Origin of the sequence: Agarivorans sp. Alg241-V36, assembly GCF_900537085.1 — a bacterium.
Classification (GTDB): Bacteria; Pseudomonadota; Gammaproteobacteria; order Enterobacterales; family Celerinatantimonadaceae; genus Agarivorans.
The window spans coordinates 1-15,122 of sequence record NZ_UNRE01000003.1 but is presented as its reverse complement, the minus strand read 5'-3'; the positions used below and the strand labels follow the sequence as shown (position 1 = coordinate 15,122).

Sequence of the window (15,122 nt, the reverse complement as noted above, 5' to 3'; positions counted from 1 at the left end):
TATGAATCCGAATTTTCTAGAGTTTGAGCAGCCGATTGCTGAGCTGCAAGCGCAAATTGAAGAGTTGCGCATTGTAAATGAAGAATCTGGCGTAGATGTAGATTTACAGGAAGAAATCTCTCGTTTGCAACAAAAGCAAAATGATTTAACCCAAAAAATATTCTCAGACTTAGGTGCTTGGCAAGTTGCGCAGCTAGCGCGTCATCCTAATCGCCCCTATGTATTAGACTATATCGAGCACATATTCACTGACTTTGATGAATTAGCCGGTGACCGAGCTTACGCAAATGATGAAGCGATTATTGGTGGTATGGCGCGATTAGATGGCAAACCAGTGATGATTATTGGCCAGCAAAAAGGTCGCGAAACCAAAGAAAAAATCCGCCGTAACTTTGGCATGCCAAAACCAGAAGGCTACCGTAAAGCACTGCGATTGATGGAAATGGCTGAGCGTTTCAACATGCCAATTATCACCTTTATCGATACTCCTGGCGCATACCCAGGCGTGGGCGCAGAAGAGCGTGGACAAAGTGAAGCTATTGCCAAAAACCTATTGGTTATGGCTGGCTTAAAAGTGCCAACCATTTGTACCGTTATTGGTGAGGGCGGTTCTGGTGGTGCGTTAGCGATTGGCGTGGGTGACCGCGTTAACATGCTTCAATACAGCACTTATTCGGTGATTTCTCCAGAAGGTTGTGCATCGATTTTGTGGAAGAGTGCCGATAAAGCCCCAGTTGCTGCAGATGCAATGGGCATTACTTCCGAGCGCCTTAAAGAACTCGACTTAATCAATGACATCGTGCCGGAGCCTCTAGGCGGTGCGCATCGTGACGTAGCAGCAATGGCTCTGAATCTTAAAGCTAAGCTATTGAGTGATTTAGAAAGTTTAACAGCCCTAGACACTGACACCTTGTTAGAGCAGCGTTATCAGCGCTTAATGTCTTACGGATATTGCTAAACAGCTCAGGGCATTGGCTCCGTTCCAATGCCCTACTAAGAGGTTACTTTGTCCCTTCAATCTCGCTTTTCAAACTCCTTAAATTCACTTCCTTCAACAACTCAACGTATTGTTATTGCCCTTAGTGGTGGCTTAGATTCAAGCGTATTATTGCACTTGGCTGCCCAGTATCATAAATCTCATCCGCAATTAGACTTGCTGGTTGTGCATATAAATCATGGCTTGCAAACTCAAGCAAACAGCTGGCAACTTAGCTGTCAGCAACAAGCAGAAGAGCTAGGACTAAGCTTTGTGGCTGAGGTGGTTGACGTTGAAGTTGGGGCGCGCACTAGTCTTGAAGCGGTGGCGCGAGAAAAGCGCTATCAAGCCTTAGCCAAGTATATTGATGCTAATAGCTGCTTGCTTACCGGACACCATGCCGACGACCAGTTCGAAACCTTTATGTTGGCGCTTAAACGGGGTAGTGGCTTGCAAGGGCTAGCCGCAATGCCGCCCATGCGCAGTTTTGCTGCAGGGTGTTTGTTAAGGCCTTTATTATCGGCTACACGAGCAGAGCTGGAAGGCTACGCTCGCCAGCAACAACTCAGTTGGATAGAAGATCCAAGCAATCAGTCTTTAGAGTTTGATCGTAACTTTTTACGCCATAAGGTATTGCCAGAGCTAACAGAGCGCTGGCCTCAATGGCTAGCATCCACTCAGCGAAGCGTGCAACTGCTGCAAGAGTCGGTAGAGTTGTTAGAAGAACTGGCTGAATCTGACTATCAAACCCTTAAGCGCGAGCAATCGCTGTGTTGTAAGAATCTGTTGCTGCTTTCTGCAAAGCGCCAAAGGAACGTGCTGCGTTACTGGTTAAAACTTATGGGCTGGGCTTATCCGAGCCAAGCACAATTAGAGCAGATCCTGATTCAAGCTTCTGCGCAACAAGATGCCAAAGTAGCCGTTACCCTTGCCGAAGGACAGTGTCGTCGCTTTCAAGCTTGTTTGTATTTAGTGCGAAAAGCAGAATTGCTAGAGTCCGAGCTGGTGACCGACTGGAACCTTGCCAGCTCGCCAATTTTAACCTTGCCTAACTGTAGTCAACTAGCTTGGCTAGATGGTGGCAAATTGTTGCCGCCATCTGGCAGTCAGCAAGTTAGTGTTAAATTTAGAGCTCAACTAGAGCAAAAAGAGTTTAGTGCTGCCGGGCGTTTGGGCAGTAGAAGCATCAAGAAGCTATTACAAGAAAGAAAGTTGCCACCATGGCAGCGAAATCGCGTGCCTTTTGTGTTTTATGATGAGGTTCTAGTTGCGATATCAAACATTTATATTCAGAAAGATTACCTATGCCCTCATAACAAGGGCATTGCTCTTAACTGGTTGCCGACTTGTTAGCGTAAAGCTGCTCGTCTGCGCTTTGTATGAGGCTCTCGCTATTGCTGCCAGGGGTCCATGCACTTACACCAATACTGGCAGAAATATCGTATTGCGCTAGCAGTGGTGATTCTTCAAGTTTGGCATGTAAGCGTTTAATCACTTTTTGCGCCGAGTACTCGGTGGCTGGGCGCAATAACATGGCGAACTCATCGCCACCGACACGAAATGCTTGATCGCCGCTTCTAATGACTGATTCGAGTATTTTGGCAAAGCCGATTAGTACTTGGTCGCCAACAGGATGGCCGAGCGAATCATTCACTTGTTTAAACTTGTTCAAGTCTAACAGCATTAATACTAAGCCACCTTGTTGCTGGCTTTGACGGGTTTGCTGTTCGATAGATGTATGCAAAGACTCATCAAAATGAGCGCGATTGCCTATGCCGGTTAAGTAGTCATTGCGAACCCGTTCTTGCAAACGAGCTATCTGCAGGGCATGTTTTAATGGAGCCTGTAGCAATTGAGTTAGCTGGCGAAGTTGATGAATTTCGTTACGCTGAAACGGTGTGTCTCTAGTAAAGGTAATAATCGCTAACGGTTGGTTTTTATTATTGAGATTAAAACTGCGGTAATAACGTTGGCCTTCAAAAAGGCTGACTTCGGTTTGCAGGCTGTCGCTAACCAAACGCATTGCAGAAAACTCAACGTAGTTAGTTGCCATAGCGGCAAAGTTTTGCAGTAAGTCATCTAGCTGCAAGCTTTCTTGCAAAGACTCAAGAATACTCAGTTTCTGAACGGCACTAAGTTTAGTGTCGTTAGAAAAATGTGATATTTTTCTTGGGCTTACAATGTTGTTCTGCGCTAATTGTAGAGAATCCATACTTACTTTACTCTTTTCTAATCTTGCCGTTTAGCGTCAAAAAACGCCGCTAATTAAGAGTAAAGCAATTTGTAGGCCAGCTAATCTTCCAAAAAAGCCAAAATTTTGTCAATTTGCTGCAGAGTGTTTTGGTATCCCTCTCTAATCAAATAGTTAGTGTAATCTTGTTCAAACATTAAAAAGCTGGTGATGGCCGAAGGCTTGTCTTTTTTAATGCCTAAGGTAGCCAACATTAATCGAACTGAAAGAGGCAGGATAGCAAAATGATTATGGGCCGTTTGTTCGAAATCGATGTTGGGTTTAACACTCAAAGAGTGAATAGGGCGCAAATCTAATTGTTGTTGCTGTTGCGGCGTTAATAATTCAATGGTTCGATTAATCCGCTGTAAGCGCTCTAAATCAGAATTTAAGGTATCTGAAAATACCGAATCCAGTAGATGACCGGCAATCGTTGCGCTATTGGGGGGTGGACAATCTACCGCGCAATTAGCTTTGCGTGGTTGCTCTAGATGAATAGCTAAAATTTTGTCGGCGCCTAGATGTATTGCAGGGCTAAGTGGACAAAGCTGGTGAATAGAGCCATCGCCATAATAATCTTGGCCCACTTGTTCCGCAGGAAATATAAGGGGAATAGCGGTTGAAGCCATTAAGTGGCTGGTATGTATTTGGGTTTTTTGCCCAAGTCGCCGCGCCCGCTGCCAGTTTTGTTGATGCTGCTTAGCTTGAAAAAATGATAGGGACTGACCATCTCGATAATTTGAGGCGGTGACCGACAAGGCATGCAAATAGCCTGTAGCAATATTTTGGTCAATTCGTTTGTAGTTGAGGTAATCGTTTAATAAGGCCTGTAAGGGCTGGTTATTGAGTAAAGAAAAGCCTTGCTGTTGGTTATAGTCTGCATGAAGGCTTTTGCACACCATCGACGATAATTGCTTGGCTATGGCTAAACCGTCGGTTCTAAAAACCTGCTTACATTTAAAGTTACGCCATATATATTCAAGCTTTTTTACTCCTAGTCGAAAGCAAGATGCATAAACTCCTAGCGCGGTTGCGTTGATAGCACCCGCAGAAGTACCACAAAGTATTGAAAAGGGACTGGCATGGTTTCTGGGGTATTGCTCGGCAATCGCTTTTAACACCCCAACTTGATAAGCGGCTCGCGCGCCGCCGCCAGTAAGTACGAGAGCGACTTTGGGTTTGTTTTTAGTACTAGCCTTTTGATTCATAATCATATCTTAGCATAGCGTTTTACCCTTGCTTGCTGGCGATATCACACTCCCAAAAACAAAAAAGCCGGCTTAGGCCGGCTTTTAAACTCAATCAGTGCGCGTTAAAATTGTTCGAAGATGTTCTCTACAGCTACTTCAATTTTCTCACCAGTGCGGCGGTTCTTATATTCAATCACACCTTTGTCTAGGCTACGGTCGCCAATCACGATAACGTGTGGAATACCGATGAGCTCTATATCCGCAAACATAACGCCGGGGCGCTCTTTTCGGTCATCGAACAACACATCAATACCGCGCTGTTTGGCTTCTTCATAAAGCTTGTTAGCCACTTCTTGAACACGATGAGATTTATGCATGTTCATTGGCACAATCGCCAGCTTGAATGGGGCAATAGCATCTGGCCAAGTAATACCGTATTTGTCGTTGTTTTGCTCAATGGCTGCAGCAACAATACGAGAGACGCCAACACCGTAACAACCCATGGTTAAGGTTTGGTTTTTACCTTGCTCATTAAGTACAGCTGCGTTCATTGATTTAGCGTAGGCGTCACCCAGTTGGAAGATATGGCCAACTTCAATACCGCGTTTTATGGATAAGTTACCTGAACCACAAGGGCTTGGGTCACCTTCAACAACATTACGTAGATCGGCAATCTCGCCAAGTGCTACGTCGCGCTCCCAGTTGATGCCAAAGCAGTGCTTGTCATCAACGTTTGCACCTGCGCCAAAGTCGCTACAATGGGCTGCAGCGCGATCGACAATAACCGGCATTGGAAGATTCACAGGTCCAAGGGAACCAGGGCCTGCGCCAACCGCTGCGCGAATTTCTTCTTCACTAGCAAACTCTAGTGGTGAAGCAATCTCTGGCAACTTTTCTGCTTTAATTTCATTGAGTTCGTGGTCACCACGCAAAATTAAAGCGACAAGTGAGTGCTCTGACTCTTCACTGGCTTTTACAATTAAAGTTTTAACGGTTTGTTCAACCGTAAGGTCGAACTGTTCAACTAGCTCAGCAATCGTTTTAGCATTTGGCGTAGCAACTTCTTGCATCTCTTGGCTAGGCGCAGGGCGCTCACCCGCTGGGCTTAGGGCTTCCGCTTTTTCAATGTTAGCGGCGTATTCGCTGTTATCAGAGAATACAATTGCATCTTCGCCAGACTCGGCGAGTACGTGGAACTCGTGAGAAACACTACCGCCAATGCTACCTGTATCAGCTAATACAGGGCGGTACTCTAAACCTAAGCGTTCAAATATGCGGCAGTATGCTGCGTACATTTCATCGTAGGTGTTTTGCAGACATTCATCCGACAAGTGGAAAGAGTAAGCGTCTTTCATTAAGAATTCGCGAGAACGCATAACGCCGAAGCGAGGGCGAACTTCGTCTCGGAATTTCGCTTGTATTTGGAACAAGTTCAAAGGTAATTGCTTGTAAGAGTTTACTTCTCTGCGAACTAATTCGGTTACCACTTCTTCGTGGGTTGGGCCTAGCACAAAGTCCCGAGAGTGGCGGTCTTTAAAGCGAAGTAGCTCTGGGCCAAATTTGTCCCAGCGCCCCGTTTCTTGCCATAAGTCTGAAGGTTGAACAGTAGGCATGTGGATTTCAATGGAACCACTTTCGTTCATTTCTTCACGAACAATCTGTTCTACTTTTGAAAGAACGCGCAAACCAGTGGGCAGCCAAGTGTATAAACCTGAAGCTAGTTTTCTTACCATGCCAGCGCGCAGCATTAACTGGTGAGATACAATCTCTGCATCGCTTGGGGTTTCTTTCTGAGTTGCCAGAAGATATTTGCTCGAACGCATATCTGTCCTTTCATTTAGCTATTAAATTGCGGCGATTGTAACAGGCTAATTTAGCTCTGTCAGGCCTTGTCACGGCGGTCGCCGATGATTTTTGCAGGGTTACCGGCAACGATAGCCCATTTAGCCACATTTTTAGTGACTACAGCTCCCATACCAACAACTGCATGGTCGCCAATCTCGATGCCGTCTACAATGCAAGCGTTAGCACCAATCCACACATCTTCACCAATAATGACACCTTTGGATTGGCTGTTCTGTCGCCAAATATCTTGCTCTGGGTGCATACCATGGTTGAAGGCATAAATTTTAACCCCATTGGCAATGCGGCTGTTGTTGCCAATACATACACCTTTTTGCCCGCCGTCGATAGAACAACCATGGTTTATGGCTACGTGCTCGCCGATAGTAATTGGGCCGTGTAAAAAGCTTTGGGCGGCAACAAACGAGCTTTCGCCCAGCGAAACTAAACGGCCGGGTTCAGCAAAGATATTGGCATCGGGAGCAATAAAACAATCTTCGCCAATTTGAACCGTTTCTAAGGCTTGCAAACGCTGTTGTATATCATCCTGCCAAGGCTTGGCCCATTGCAGATGTTTAGCTTTTAAGCGGTAATAAAGCCACGGCATCCAAGCTAGGCGTTGTTTGTGCTGTTGCTGATAGTCCTGAGGGTCAAGCTGCATGGGTCACCGAAACAATTTCTACCTGTGGCTCACTGTTATTAACTTCTATAATTCGCCAGCGGATATTGAACTGATACAAGGCCACACCATATTCTCGGTCGTCAGTTTTGTTTTGCTTATAAGCGGGGCGGGGATCTTGCGCTAGCACTTGCTCTATCACTAGCTGTTGAGTTTGCTCAAGCTTTAGTTGCTGGGCTTGTTGCAAGGCTTGGTCTGTCCATGTCACTAACAGCTGGTGTTGGGGCGCTTGCTGTGCATAACCAGCCTGGGCATTAGGGATACTATCGGCATAAGGCAAATAAGGTTTTACATCATATATTGGAGTGCCGTTGACTAAATCGCCGCCTTTAAAATGCATGGCGAGTTTTTTCGGGCTGCGCTCAACGTGACTAAGTTCGAGTAGCGATAAACCTAAATGATTCGGTCGAAATGATGAACGCGATGCCAATACACCTACTTTTTTATTGCCACCTAAACGCGGCGGTCTTACTTTTGCCTTCCAGCCAGATTGAATATTTTGATGAAAGGCAAACACTAACCAAAAGTGGCTAAATTGTTCCACTTCATCAAGTAAGTCTGGCTTAGCAAATTCAGCGTTGAATACTAAACTACTGGTTGTTGCGCTCACCAAGCCGGGCTGGCGAGGAACAGAAAACTTTTCTTGATAGGGGGAATGGATAAGGCCCAATGGGGATAGTTTTAAGTTCATTACTTTTCTATTCGGTATGCTTTGCCAAAACAGCTCAGCATAGCAATGCACGCTGCGGGTTCTTCGATGGGGTAGCATTGTTGCACTGTGACTACATTGGCACCTATGCTTGCTGCTTGCTCTCGAAGGTTGTTGCGCGCATCAACTTGTTGCGGTGGCGCTTGGTTGGCTTTCTCTTGGCAGCTTACACCTTCTACTATGCCTAAATACTCGGCTTGAAGCGGATCTATCTGTTGGTCGTCGTATATTTCTACGCTGGTGGCTGGCAAGTAATTCTCAAAGTTTTCTTTATCCACATTGGTGTTAAAGCTGTAGTTGCCGCTGCAAGCCAACAAGCTGCCGCTGAGCACCATTATTAGAAAAACACGCATATACTTCCCTTGGTTTAAATACTTGAAGCTGGTCATTAGCTGGTAAATTTGACATGTACTTATTGATAATACTGGGTTTATTATAACATCACTTAGTTTCGCTTGTTGTTTCAAGTTAGTGCTGAATAGCGAAAAAGCTTTTAGGATGTTTTACCAAGGATATAGGTAATGTCTAAACCCAGCGTCAGCATGTTTCGCAAACTAGATTTAGCGTGGCGGCATAGTATTGGCTTGTTGTTTTCGCTGGTGTTGGTGGTAGCCCTAGCTTTTTTGGGGCGCCAGTCTTCAGCTTCAATGGCTCCGCTAGCCACTATTGTGGTGGCGATTCTTAGTATTATTCTGCCGTTTTCTGTTGGTTTAATGTGCCGCAGCTTTTACCGTAAAAAATACAGTTATACGATGTTGGTTTTTGGCGCCGCCTTTTTCTCGGTATCGGGTTTAGAGCTTTGCTATTTTGTTCTCAACTATCCCTCGTTTTTCAGTGTTCAGCCCTTATCTTCAAATACAGTAGCAGTTTGGTCTGGGCTGATTACCCGTGGCTTTTTAGCGGCTGTGTTACTCATTTGTGGGGTATTACTTAGCCGTTATGAGCGCTTAGCTAACGGCGGCAAAATGAGTATAGCGGTGCTGGCTATCGGCAGCGTGATATTTTCTTTCCTAAGTGTCGCGTTTCTCTATGTTGTTTCATTACCCTTCATGCAGGTAGCGTTAGCCCATCTTCATTCTGTGTTGGAATTGTTAGTAACAGCGGTGTTTGCCATTGCCATTGCTTATTTTGGTTGGCGTGGCCGTTGGTTAAATTGCACGCTTGAGTGTGGCGTTTTTGCTTGTGTGTGCATTCAATTCGTTTTGTACTTTTGGCCGGTGTCAGAAGACTTAGGGCTAAACAGCTTTGCGGTATTTTCTCTGTCGTTAATTAAGCTCAGCAGTTACTTGGTAGTCGCCGTTGCCAGCTATTTGGAATTACGAGCGCCCGCGCCAGTGACTGCTTTGGAGCGGGAGCGACGCCGTGAAGATCGGCTGATTCGTTTAATGGAAAGGGCGAGGGGGAAACAGCGCTCGTGGTTTAAACGCAGTAAAAGCTCGATAAGTACCTACGTTACTTTGTTGAGTGGCTGCCTGGTGGTGGCTGGGGTCACGGTAACTTATCTCATCTTTTATTTTTCTTTTGTTGCCAGTTTAGAAAGCGAGCGTGAGCAGCAACTCAGTTTACGAAATGCAATACAAGTTGAGCGTTTAGACCGTGAAATATCACACGCCTATGAAGAACTCAGTCACTTAGCTGAGCAATCCTTGCTTAATGGCTTTATACAGCAGCAGTTTGTAAACGAACAATTCGTAAATCTAGAACCTGATTTCTGGCATTCTCGTTTAAGCAGCGACATTCGCCAGTTACTAAAACGAGAAAAAGCCTTACAGGCCGCTCACCTAATTGTGGTTAGCCAAGGGCAACAATTTGAGTATCTTTCAGTAGGAAAGCGAATTGGTCAAACCTTGCCTAAGGCATTGCTGTTAGATGCAGAAAAGTTGCCAGGTAGAGTGCATGCTCAAACAATCAGACAAAATAGCCATGGCGTATGGTATTTGGCAACTAGCGTGCAGCATAGCGATGGCGGCGTTGCTGCTATTTGGCTTTTTGAGTATCGCCTTGATGACCTATTTAAAGTATCGCAGCAGGCTTCATCAAATCGCTCTAGCCAGCATGCTGAAACCACCGTCGGGCCTTTATTGGTGTTTGATATTAATGGTGAGAGGTTGTGGCGAAGCGAGCATGGCAGGGGGCAGTCTACTAGTTTTCAAGCCTCAGAGTACCAACGCATCAAGCAGCTAATTAATTCCCCAGTTAAAGACCTACCAGAGCAAGTAGTTAAGTTTGGCTCTTACATTCTAAGTATTCAGCGCTTGCCGTATCTGCCGTCGAACAATCAAGAGTATTTGGACTTGGTGCAAATAGCCGATTACGAGGAAACTATCGCAGCGTCACAAATGGCGGCTAAACAAGCCTTGCTTGCTGCTGCAGTGGTAATTGGTTTAATGGTGCTAGTAGGCTGGTTTTTCGCCCACACTATTGTCGCGCCATTGCGTTACATTACCAATGCAACTTTGTTATTTGGTGAACGCAATATACAGGTGACCTTGCCAGATAAGTCTAATGACGAAGTGGGCGTATTGGCCCGAGCTATTGGTCAAATGACTGCAAAAGTAGATGCCCGTACTGAGCAGCTCAATGATGAAATTGCTGAACACCAACGTAGCCAACAGAAGCTAAGCATTGCTCGGCGAGACGCAGAAGCTGCTTCGCAAGCGAAAAGCGACTTTTTGGCCATGATGAGTCACGAAATTCGTACCCCGCTAAACGGTATTTTAGGCATGACTCAGCTACTCAGTGCTTCCTCGTTGTCTGAGGAGCAAATCGAGCACGTTAATACTGTTCGTCTTTCCGGCAAAGCCTTGTTAGTGATTGTTAACGATGTACTGGATTTCTCTAAGGTAGAAGCCGGTAAAATGGAGCTGCGTTTAGATGCTTTTAGTTTGCATTTAACCTTGTTGGAAGTGGTTAAGCTATTCTCTCCTCAAGCTAAAGCCAAGCATTTGAGTTTGAATCTCGATTATCCCGAGCATTTACCCAAAGTGTTTATTGGCGATCAGGGTAGGGTGCAGCAGATATTCATCAACCTCGTCAACAATGCAATTAAGTTTACCGAAGTAGGCACGGTAAATTTAAGTGTGGAATATAGTCAACAACCAGGTGCCGATGAAAGCGTGTTGGTAAGAGTGACCGATAGTGGCATTGGCATAGCGGAAGAATCTATTAGTAATCTGTTCATGCCTTTTGCTCAGGCAGACAGTTCAACAACTCGCCGTTATGGGGGAACTGGTTTAGGGCTGGCTATTTGTCAGCGCATTGTCTCCTTAATGGATGGTGATATATCAGTCACATCGGGGTTGGGGGTTGGCTCAGAGTTTAGTGTGAACTTACCTTTGCAAAGTGTCGAAGATGACGTGTTGAGTGTAAGTGTTACCGACAGCCGTGAGCAGGCATTATTAAGCAAGTTGTCTGGCCACGTGCTGTTAGTTGAAGACACGGTAGTTAATCAACGTGTTGCTAGCCACATGCTAGACAGCTTTGGCCTTAAAGTGATGATCGCTCGTGATGGCCATGAAGCAATAGATTTGTTTAAGCGTTGGGGCTCAAAACTATCTTTAATTTTGATGGATTGTTTAATGCCTGACATGGATGGCTATGAAGCCACTATGGTTATTCGCGAATTAGAAAACCTCGCTCAACGCATTCCTATTATCGCCTTAACTGCTAGCGTTAGCCTGGAAGCAAAACAAGCCTGTTTTGATGCCGGAATGGATGACTATGTGACTAAGCCCTTTGACCGAGTGGGTTTATATGTTTGCCTACGTAAATGGTTAAATACTAAAAACGTGAGTGCAGAGCAAAGGCTAATTGCAACTAGCGACGAACTTACTTCAACTCAATATCAACGCATTTCACCAAGCGAACTCACTAAGTTGTCGGAAAGCATGGGTGACGAATTTGATGCTTTATTGCAGGAATATCAAAAAGGTGCTGAGGCGATGATTGAAGAATTGTTGCAAGCTTTGCCAGTTAAGCGCTATCAAGATGCGATACGTTTAGCTCACGGGCTTAAATCTAGCAGTAGCTATTTTGGCGCCAGTAGTTTGCAAGCTCAGTGTTTAGCGCTTGAAGAAGGCTTGAAAAAACAACCGATTTTGGATGAGCACATAGCGCTTGCTGCTGGCTTATCTACAACTCTTAGTGAAACTATGCTGGAAATCGAACAGCATATGCGCTTATATTCTAAATAGATTCGTTTTAGGTTTGCTGGATGTAAACCACGATGCGTTGTAGCTTTAGGCAGATAGACTAGCCTTCAACAACAGCACCGTTTTTTTGTGAAACAAGGGAGTTCTCTTCGTGTCTATTTCGAATAAGCTGCTATCAGCTTTTGGTTTCGTTGCTGTTTTGATGTTTTGTTCCGCCGTTATTGTGTTTATTCAACTTGATAAAATTGCTCAGAAAGAGCGACAAATCGTTGAAGTTAGTGTTCCCGTGGTCGCCCAAAGCAAAGAAATTGAACGACACCTCCAGCAGTCGCTTAGTGCTCTTCGAGCTTATCTCATTCATGGCGCTGATAAGCAACGGGCTGAACATTTTCAAAATTTGTTCGAGCAATCTTGGCTCAACATAGACTTGGCTGTAGAACAGATCCAGCTATTAAGCGATATAGCGGTTCCAGAGCAAACCTTAACTAGCTTTTTAGCGCTAAAAGAACTGCAGCAACAAATAATCAAAATCTCTAATAGCGAAGATAACCTTCCTGCCCACGCTTTATTGCTGTTTGATATCGCCCCCTTAGCTGAAGAAGCGATGAATCAGGTATCTAGTGCTGTCACCGAAGAAATCTCTCAACCTGGCTTATATAGCCCTAAAAAACGGGTGCGCTTGCTAGCGGATATGAGCGAAGCACGTAATGAACTGGCCAATGCCTTAACCAGCTTGCGCAGCTTTATTATTACGGGTGACAAGTATGAGCAAGAGAAATACCAAGAGTATTTTGCCAGACATAAACAACGAGTAGCGGATGTAGAGGCCGCAAATAACTTATTTACCGAGGAGCAAGCTAGGCTTTGGCAACAGTTTGTCGAGTTAGTTGATATTTTTGTCCCATTAGTTGATGAGCTGTTTGTGATTCGTGCTGCACCTGACTGGAACATTGCCAACCACCGGATGGCTAACGAAGTGATTCCCTTAGTTGCCGATATAGAACTACAGCTTAATGACTGGAATATGCAGCAGCAGAGTGTATTAGTAGGTCATCAACAGGATCTCGAAAGTTTGGGTGAGCAAGTGGTGCTGGTGGTATTTGCTGGTGCTGCTATCGCCGCTTTACTTGGAGGGTTGGTGGTGCTTTGGTTAACTCGCCAAATTAAATCGAACTTGGCCCTAGTCAATCAGCGAGCGATGCAAATAGCCGACGGTAACCTTTCGCAACCAGCTTTAAAAGTTAGTGCTAAAGATGAGGTAGGGCAACTTACTGGCTCAATCAATGCGATGGCTGAGCAGCTAAAAGGCTTAATAACCGAAGTGAATCAAACCGCTGCAGACGTGAGTCAAAGTAGCGTGAAAGTGTTTGATAAAAGCTCTGGCATCGGCAGTGCCCTTGATGAGCAGCGCTCAAAAGTCGACTCCGCTGCAACGGCCATTGAAGAAATGTCAGTGGCAGCTAGAGAAATTGCGCAAAATACCTCCCAAGCTGCTGACCACGCAAGAGACTGCGGAGACGTTGCTACCCAAGGCGGACAAGTGGTGACGGATACTATTTCCATCATGCAGAAAATAGAAGGTTCAGTCAGTGATAGCAATCAACACATTGCCAAGTTAAATCTAGCAGGCGAAGAAGTAGAAAAAATTACCGATGTAATTGCTGGTATCGCGGAACAAACAAACTTACTGGCTCTAAATGCAGCTATTGAAGCGGCTCGTGCAGGCGAGCAAGGGCGTGGTTTTGCTGTAGTTGCCGACGAGGTACGTAGCCTGGCCAGTCGAACAAGCCAGTCTACCGAAGAGATTGCTCGAATTATTAACCAAATCCGTAGCTTAACAGAGGCGGCTAACCAAAGTATGTCGCAAAGCACTGAACTGGTCTCTAACGGCCGCAATGTGGTTAATAAGGCGGGAGATGCTCTTCATCAAGTCATCGATACAACCCAAGGTGTTACCGAAATGGTTACGGCGATTGCGGCAGCTACCGAGGAACAATCTGCAGTGGCCACCGATGTAGCTTCAACCTTGGAGACGATAGCCCTTATTGCCCAAGACTCAGTGAGCGAGGCGCAGTCGAGTTTAGATGATGCTAAGTCTTTGGAAGAAAAATCCAATCAACTCAAGCAACAAATTCAGCGCTTTGTATTGTAGAATAAGCGCTTAACTGAATGAGTAAAGAATAAATTGATGAAACAAGCTGCCGTTTTTTTGGACCGAGATGGGGTAATTAACCACGATCGAGCTTATGTATCTCAAGTAGATGACTTTGAGTTTATAGACGGCGCTATCGAGGCGATGAAAAAACTTAAACAAGAAGGTTGGTTGTTAGTGGTGGTAACCAACCAAGCGGGCATCGCACGCGGCTACTTTAGTGAAGAGCAGTTTTTAAGCTTAACCGAATGGATGGACTGGTCGCTTGCTGATCGCGGCGTTGATTTAGATGGTATCTATTACTGCCCCCATCACAGCGAATACGGTGATGAACATTACCGCCAAGATTGTAGCTGTCGTAAACCTAAGCCTGGTATGTTGCTAGAAGCTGCTGCTGAACTGGGTATTGATTTGGAAAAGTCATGGTTAGTCGGGGATAAAGCATCAGACATCTTAGCGGCTAAAAATGCCGGAGTGCCAAATCGATTATTGGTGAGCGGTCAATACGATGTGAGTGAGCAAGATAAAGCCCTAGCAACAGCTACAATTTCTTCTCTTGATGAAGCCGCTAAGTTTATTCTGCGGGACTAGATCATCGTTTTTCTTATTACCTTTACTTTCTAATAGCTCTTTAGGGATAGATTTATGCAAATAAGCTATCCTTTTAAAGTGGTGCTGTTCACTATCTGAACACTTGAACGTGTTTCTGTGATTTTCTTCAAAAAACGCTTGCGTGCAGAGATTCGATCCCTATAATGCACCTCCACTGACACGGCACGCAGCGCACTAAAGCGCAGCAAGGCTAAGTCAGGGTTGGTAAGGCCTAGGGCTTTATTAGCGGCTCAAAAACTTCTTTTTAAAATCTTTTAAAAAGCGGTTGACAGCCACAGAGGAAAGCGTAGAATGCGCACCTCGCTTCGGCAAGAAGCAACGCTCTTTAACAATTTATCAAGCAATCTGTGTGAGCACTCACAGGGCCTTAAGCGAAAAAATTAAGCTTAAGTGAACTGGAGTCTTGCACTGTAACAACAGTAATAATTTCAGTTTTTAACTTTGAGCGAAAAAACTTTTGATTGAAGAGTTTGATCATGGCTCAGATTGAACGCTGGCGGCAGGCTTAACACATGCAAGTCGAGCGGTAACAGAAAGTAGCTTGCTACTTTGCTGACGAGCGGCGGACGGGTGAGTAATGC

At 45.2% G+C, this 15,122-nt stretch carries 11 protein-coding genes and 1 rRNA gene; 6 read left to right on the top strand and 6 right to left on the bottom strand.

Annotation, left to right across the window (positions count from 1 at the left end):
• Window position 1 precedes the first annotated feature (1 nt).
• The gene (gene accA / locus G6R11_RS07470; protein ID WP_163132458.1) at window positions 2–958 is read left to right on the top strand and encodes an acetyl-CoA carboxylase carboxyl transferase subunit alpha; all 957 of its coding nucleotides are present in this window, start codon (window positions 2–4) and stop codon (window positions 956–958) included.
• 48 nt (window positions 959–1,006) lie between these two features.
• A complete protein-coding gene (tilS, locus tag G6R11_RS07465) occupies window positions 1,007–2,329 on the top strand; it encodes a tRNA lysidine(34) synthetase TilS (RefSeq protein ID WP_163132457.1) in 1,323 nt (440 codons plus the stop codon).
• On the opposite strand, the gene G6R11_RS07460 is transcribed toward tilS, so the two are convergent.
• From G6R11_RS07460 to rcsF, 6 genes are all read right to left on the bottom strand, one after another.
• A complete protein-coding gene (locus tag G6R11_RS07460) occupies window positions 2,307–3,188 on the bottom strand; it encodes a GGDEF domain-containing protein (RefSeq protein WP_163132456.1) in 882 nt (293 codons plus the stop codon). The genes tilS and G6R11_RS07460 overlap by 23 nt on opposite strands.
• 80 nt (window positions 3,189–3,268) lie before the next feature.
• A complete protein-coding gene (locus tag G6R11_RS07455; RefSeq protein WP_163132455.1) occupies window positions 3,269–4,414 on the bottom strand; it encodes a patatin-like phospholipase family protein in 1,146 nt (381 codons plus the stop codon).
• A 104-nt stretch (window positions 4,415–4,518) separates the two neighbouring features.
• A complete protein-coding gene (locus tag G6R11_RS07450) occupies window positions 4,519–6,219 on the bottom strand; it encodes a proline--tRNA ligase (RefSeq protein ID WP_163132454.1) in 1,701 nt (566 codons plus the stop codon).
• 59 nt (window positions 6,220–6,278) lie between these two features.
• Window positions 6,279–6,899: a DapH/DapD/GlmU-related protein gene (locus G6R11_RS07445; protein ID WP_163132453.1), complete on the bottom strand. Its 621-nt coding sequence runs from the start codon at window positions 6,897–6,899 to the stop codon at window positions 6,279–6,281.
• On the bottom strand, window positions 6,889–7,608 hold the full coding sequence (gene tsaA / locus G6R11_RS07440) for a tRNA (N6-threonylcarbamoyladenosine(37)-N6)-methyltransferase TrmO (RefSeq protein WP_163132452.1): 720 nt from the start codon (window positions 7,606–7,608) through the stop codon (window positions 6,889–6,891). The genes G6R11_RS07445 and tsaA overlap by 11 nt, the downstream gene beginning before the upstream one ends.
• A complete protein-coding gene (rcsF, locus tag G6R11_RS07435) occupies window positions 7,608–7,979 on the bottom strand; it encodes an Rcs stress response system protein RcsF (protein ID WP_163132451.1) in 372 nt (123 codons plus the stop codon). Before rcsF ends, tsaA begins: the two co-directional genes overlap by 1 nt.
• 168 nt (window positions 7,980–8,147) lie before the next feature.
• Here rcsF and G6R11_RS07430 point away from each other — a divergent pair, with 168 nt between their 5' ends.
• From G6R11_RS07430 to G6R11_RS07415, 4 genes are all read left to right on the top strand, one after another.
• Complete coding sequence (locus G6R11_RS07430) at window positions 8,148–11,819, top strand: ATP-binding protein (RefSeq protein WP_163132450.1); 3,672 nt, start codon at window positions 8,148–8,150, stop codon at window positions 11,817–11,819.
• Window positions 11,820–11,928: 109 nt separating this feature from the next.
• A complete protein-coding gene (locus G6R11_RS07425; protein ID WP_163132449.1) occupies window positions 11,929–13,929 on the top strand; it encodes a methyl-accepting chemotaxis protein in 2,001 nt (666 codons plus the stop codon).
• A 36-nt stretch (window positions 13,930–13,965) separates the two neighbouring features.
• A complete protein-coding gene (gene gmhB, locus G6R11_RS07420) occupies window positions 13,966–14,520 on the top strand; it encodes a D-glycero-beta-D-manno-heptose 1,7-bisphosphate 7-phosphatase (protein WP_163132448.1) in 555 nt (184 codons plus the stop codon).
• A 479-nt stretch (window positions 14,521–14,999) separates the two neighbouring features.
• Window positions 15,000–15,122: ribosomal RNA gene (locus G6R11_RS07415) — 16S ribosomal RNA — on the top strand; the annotation flags it as partial.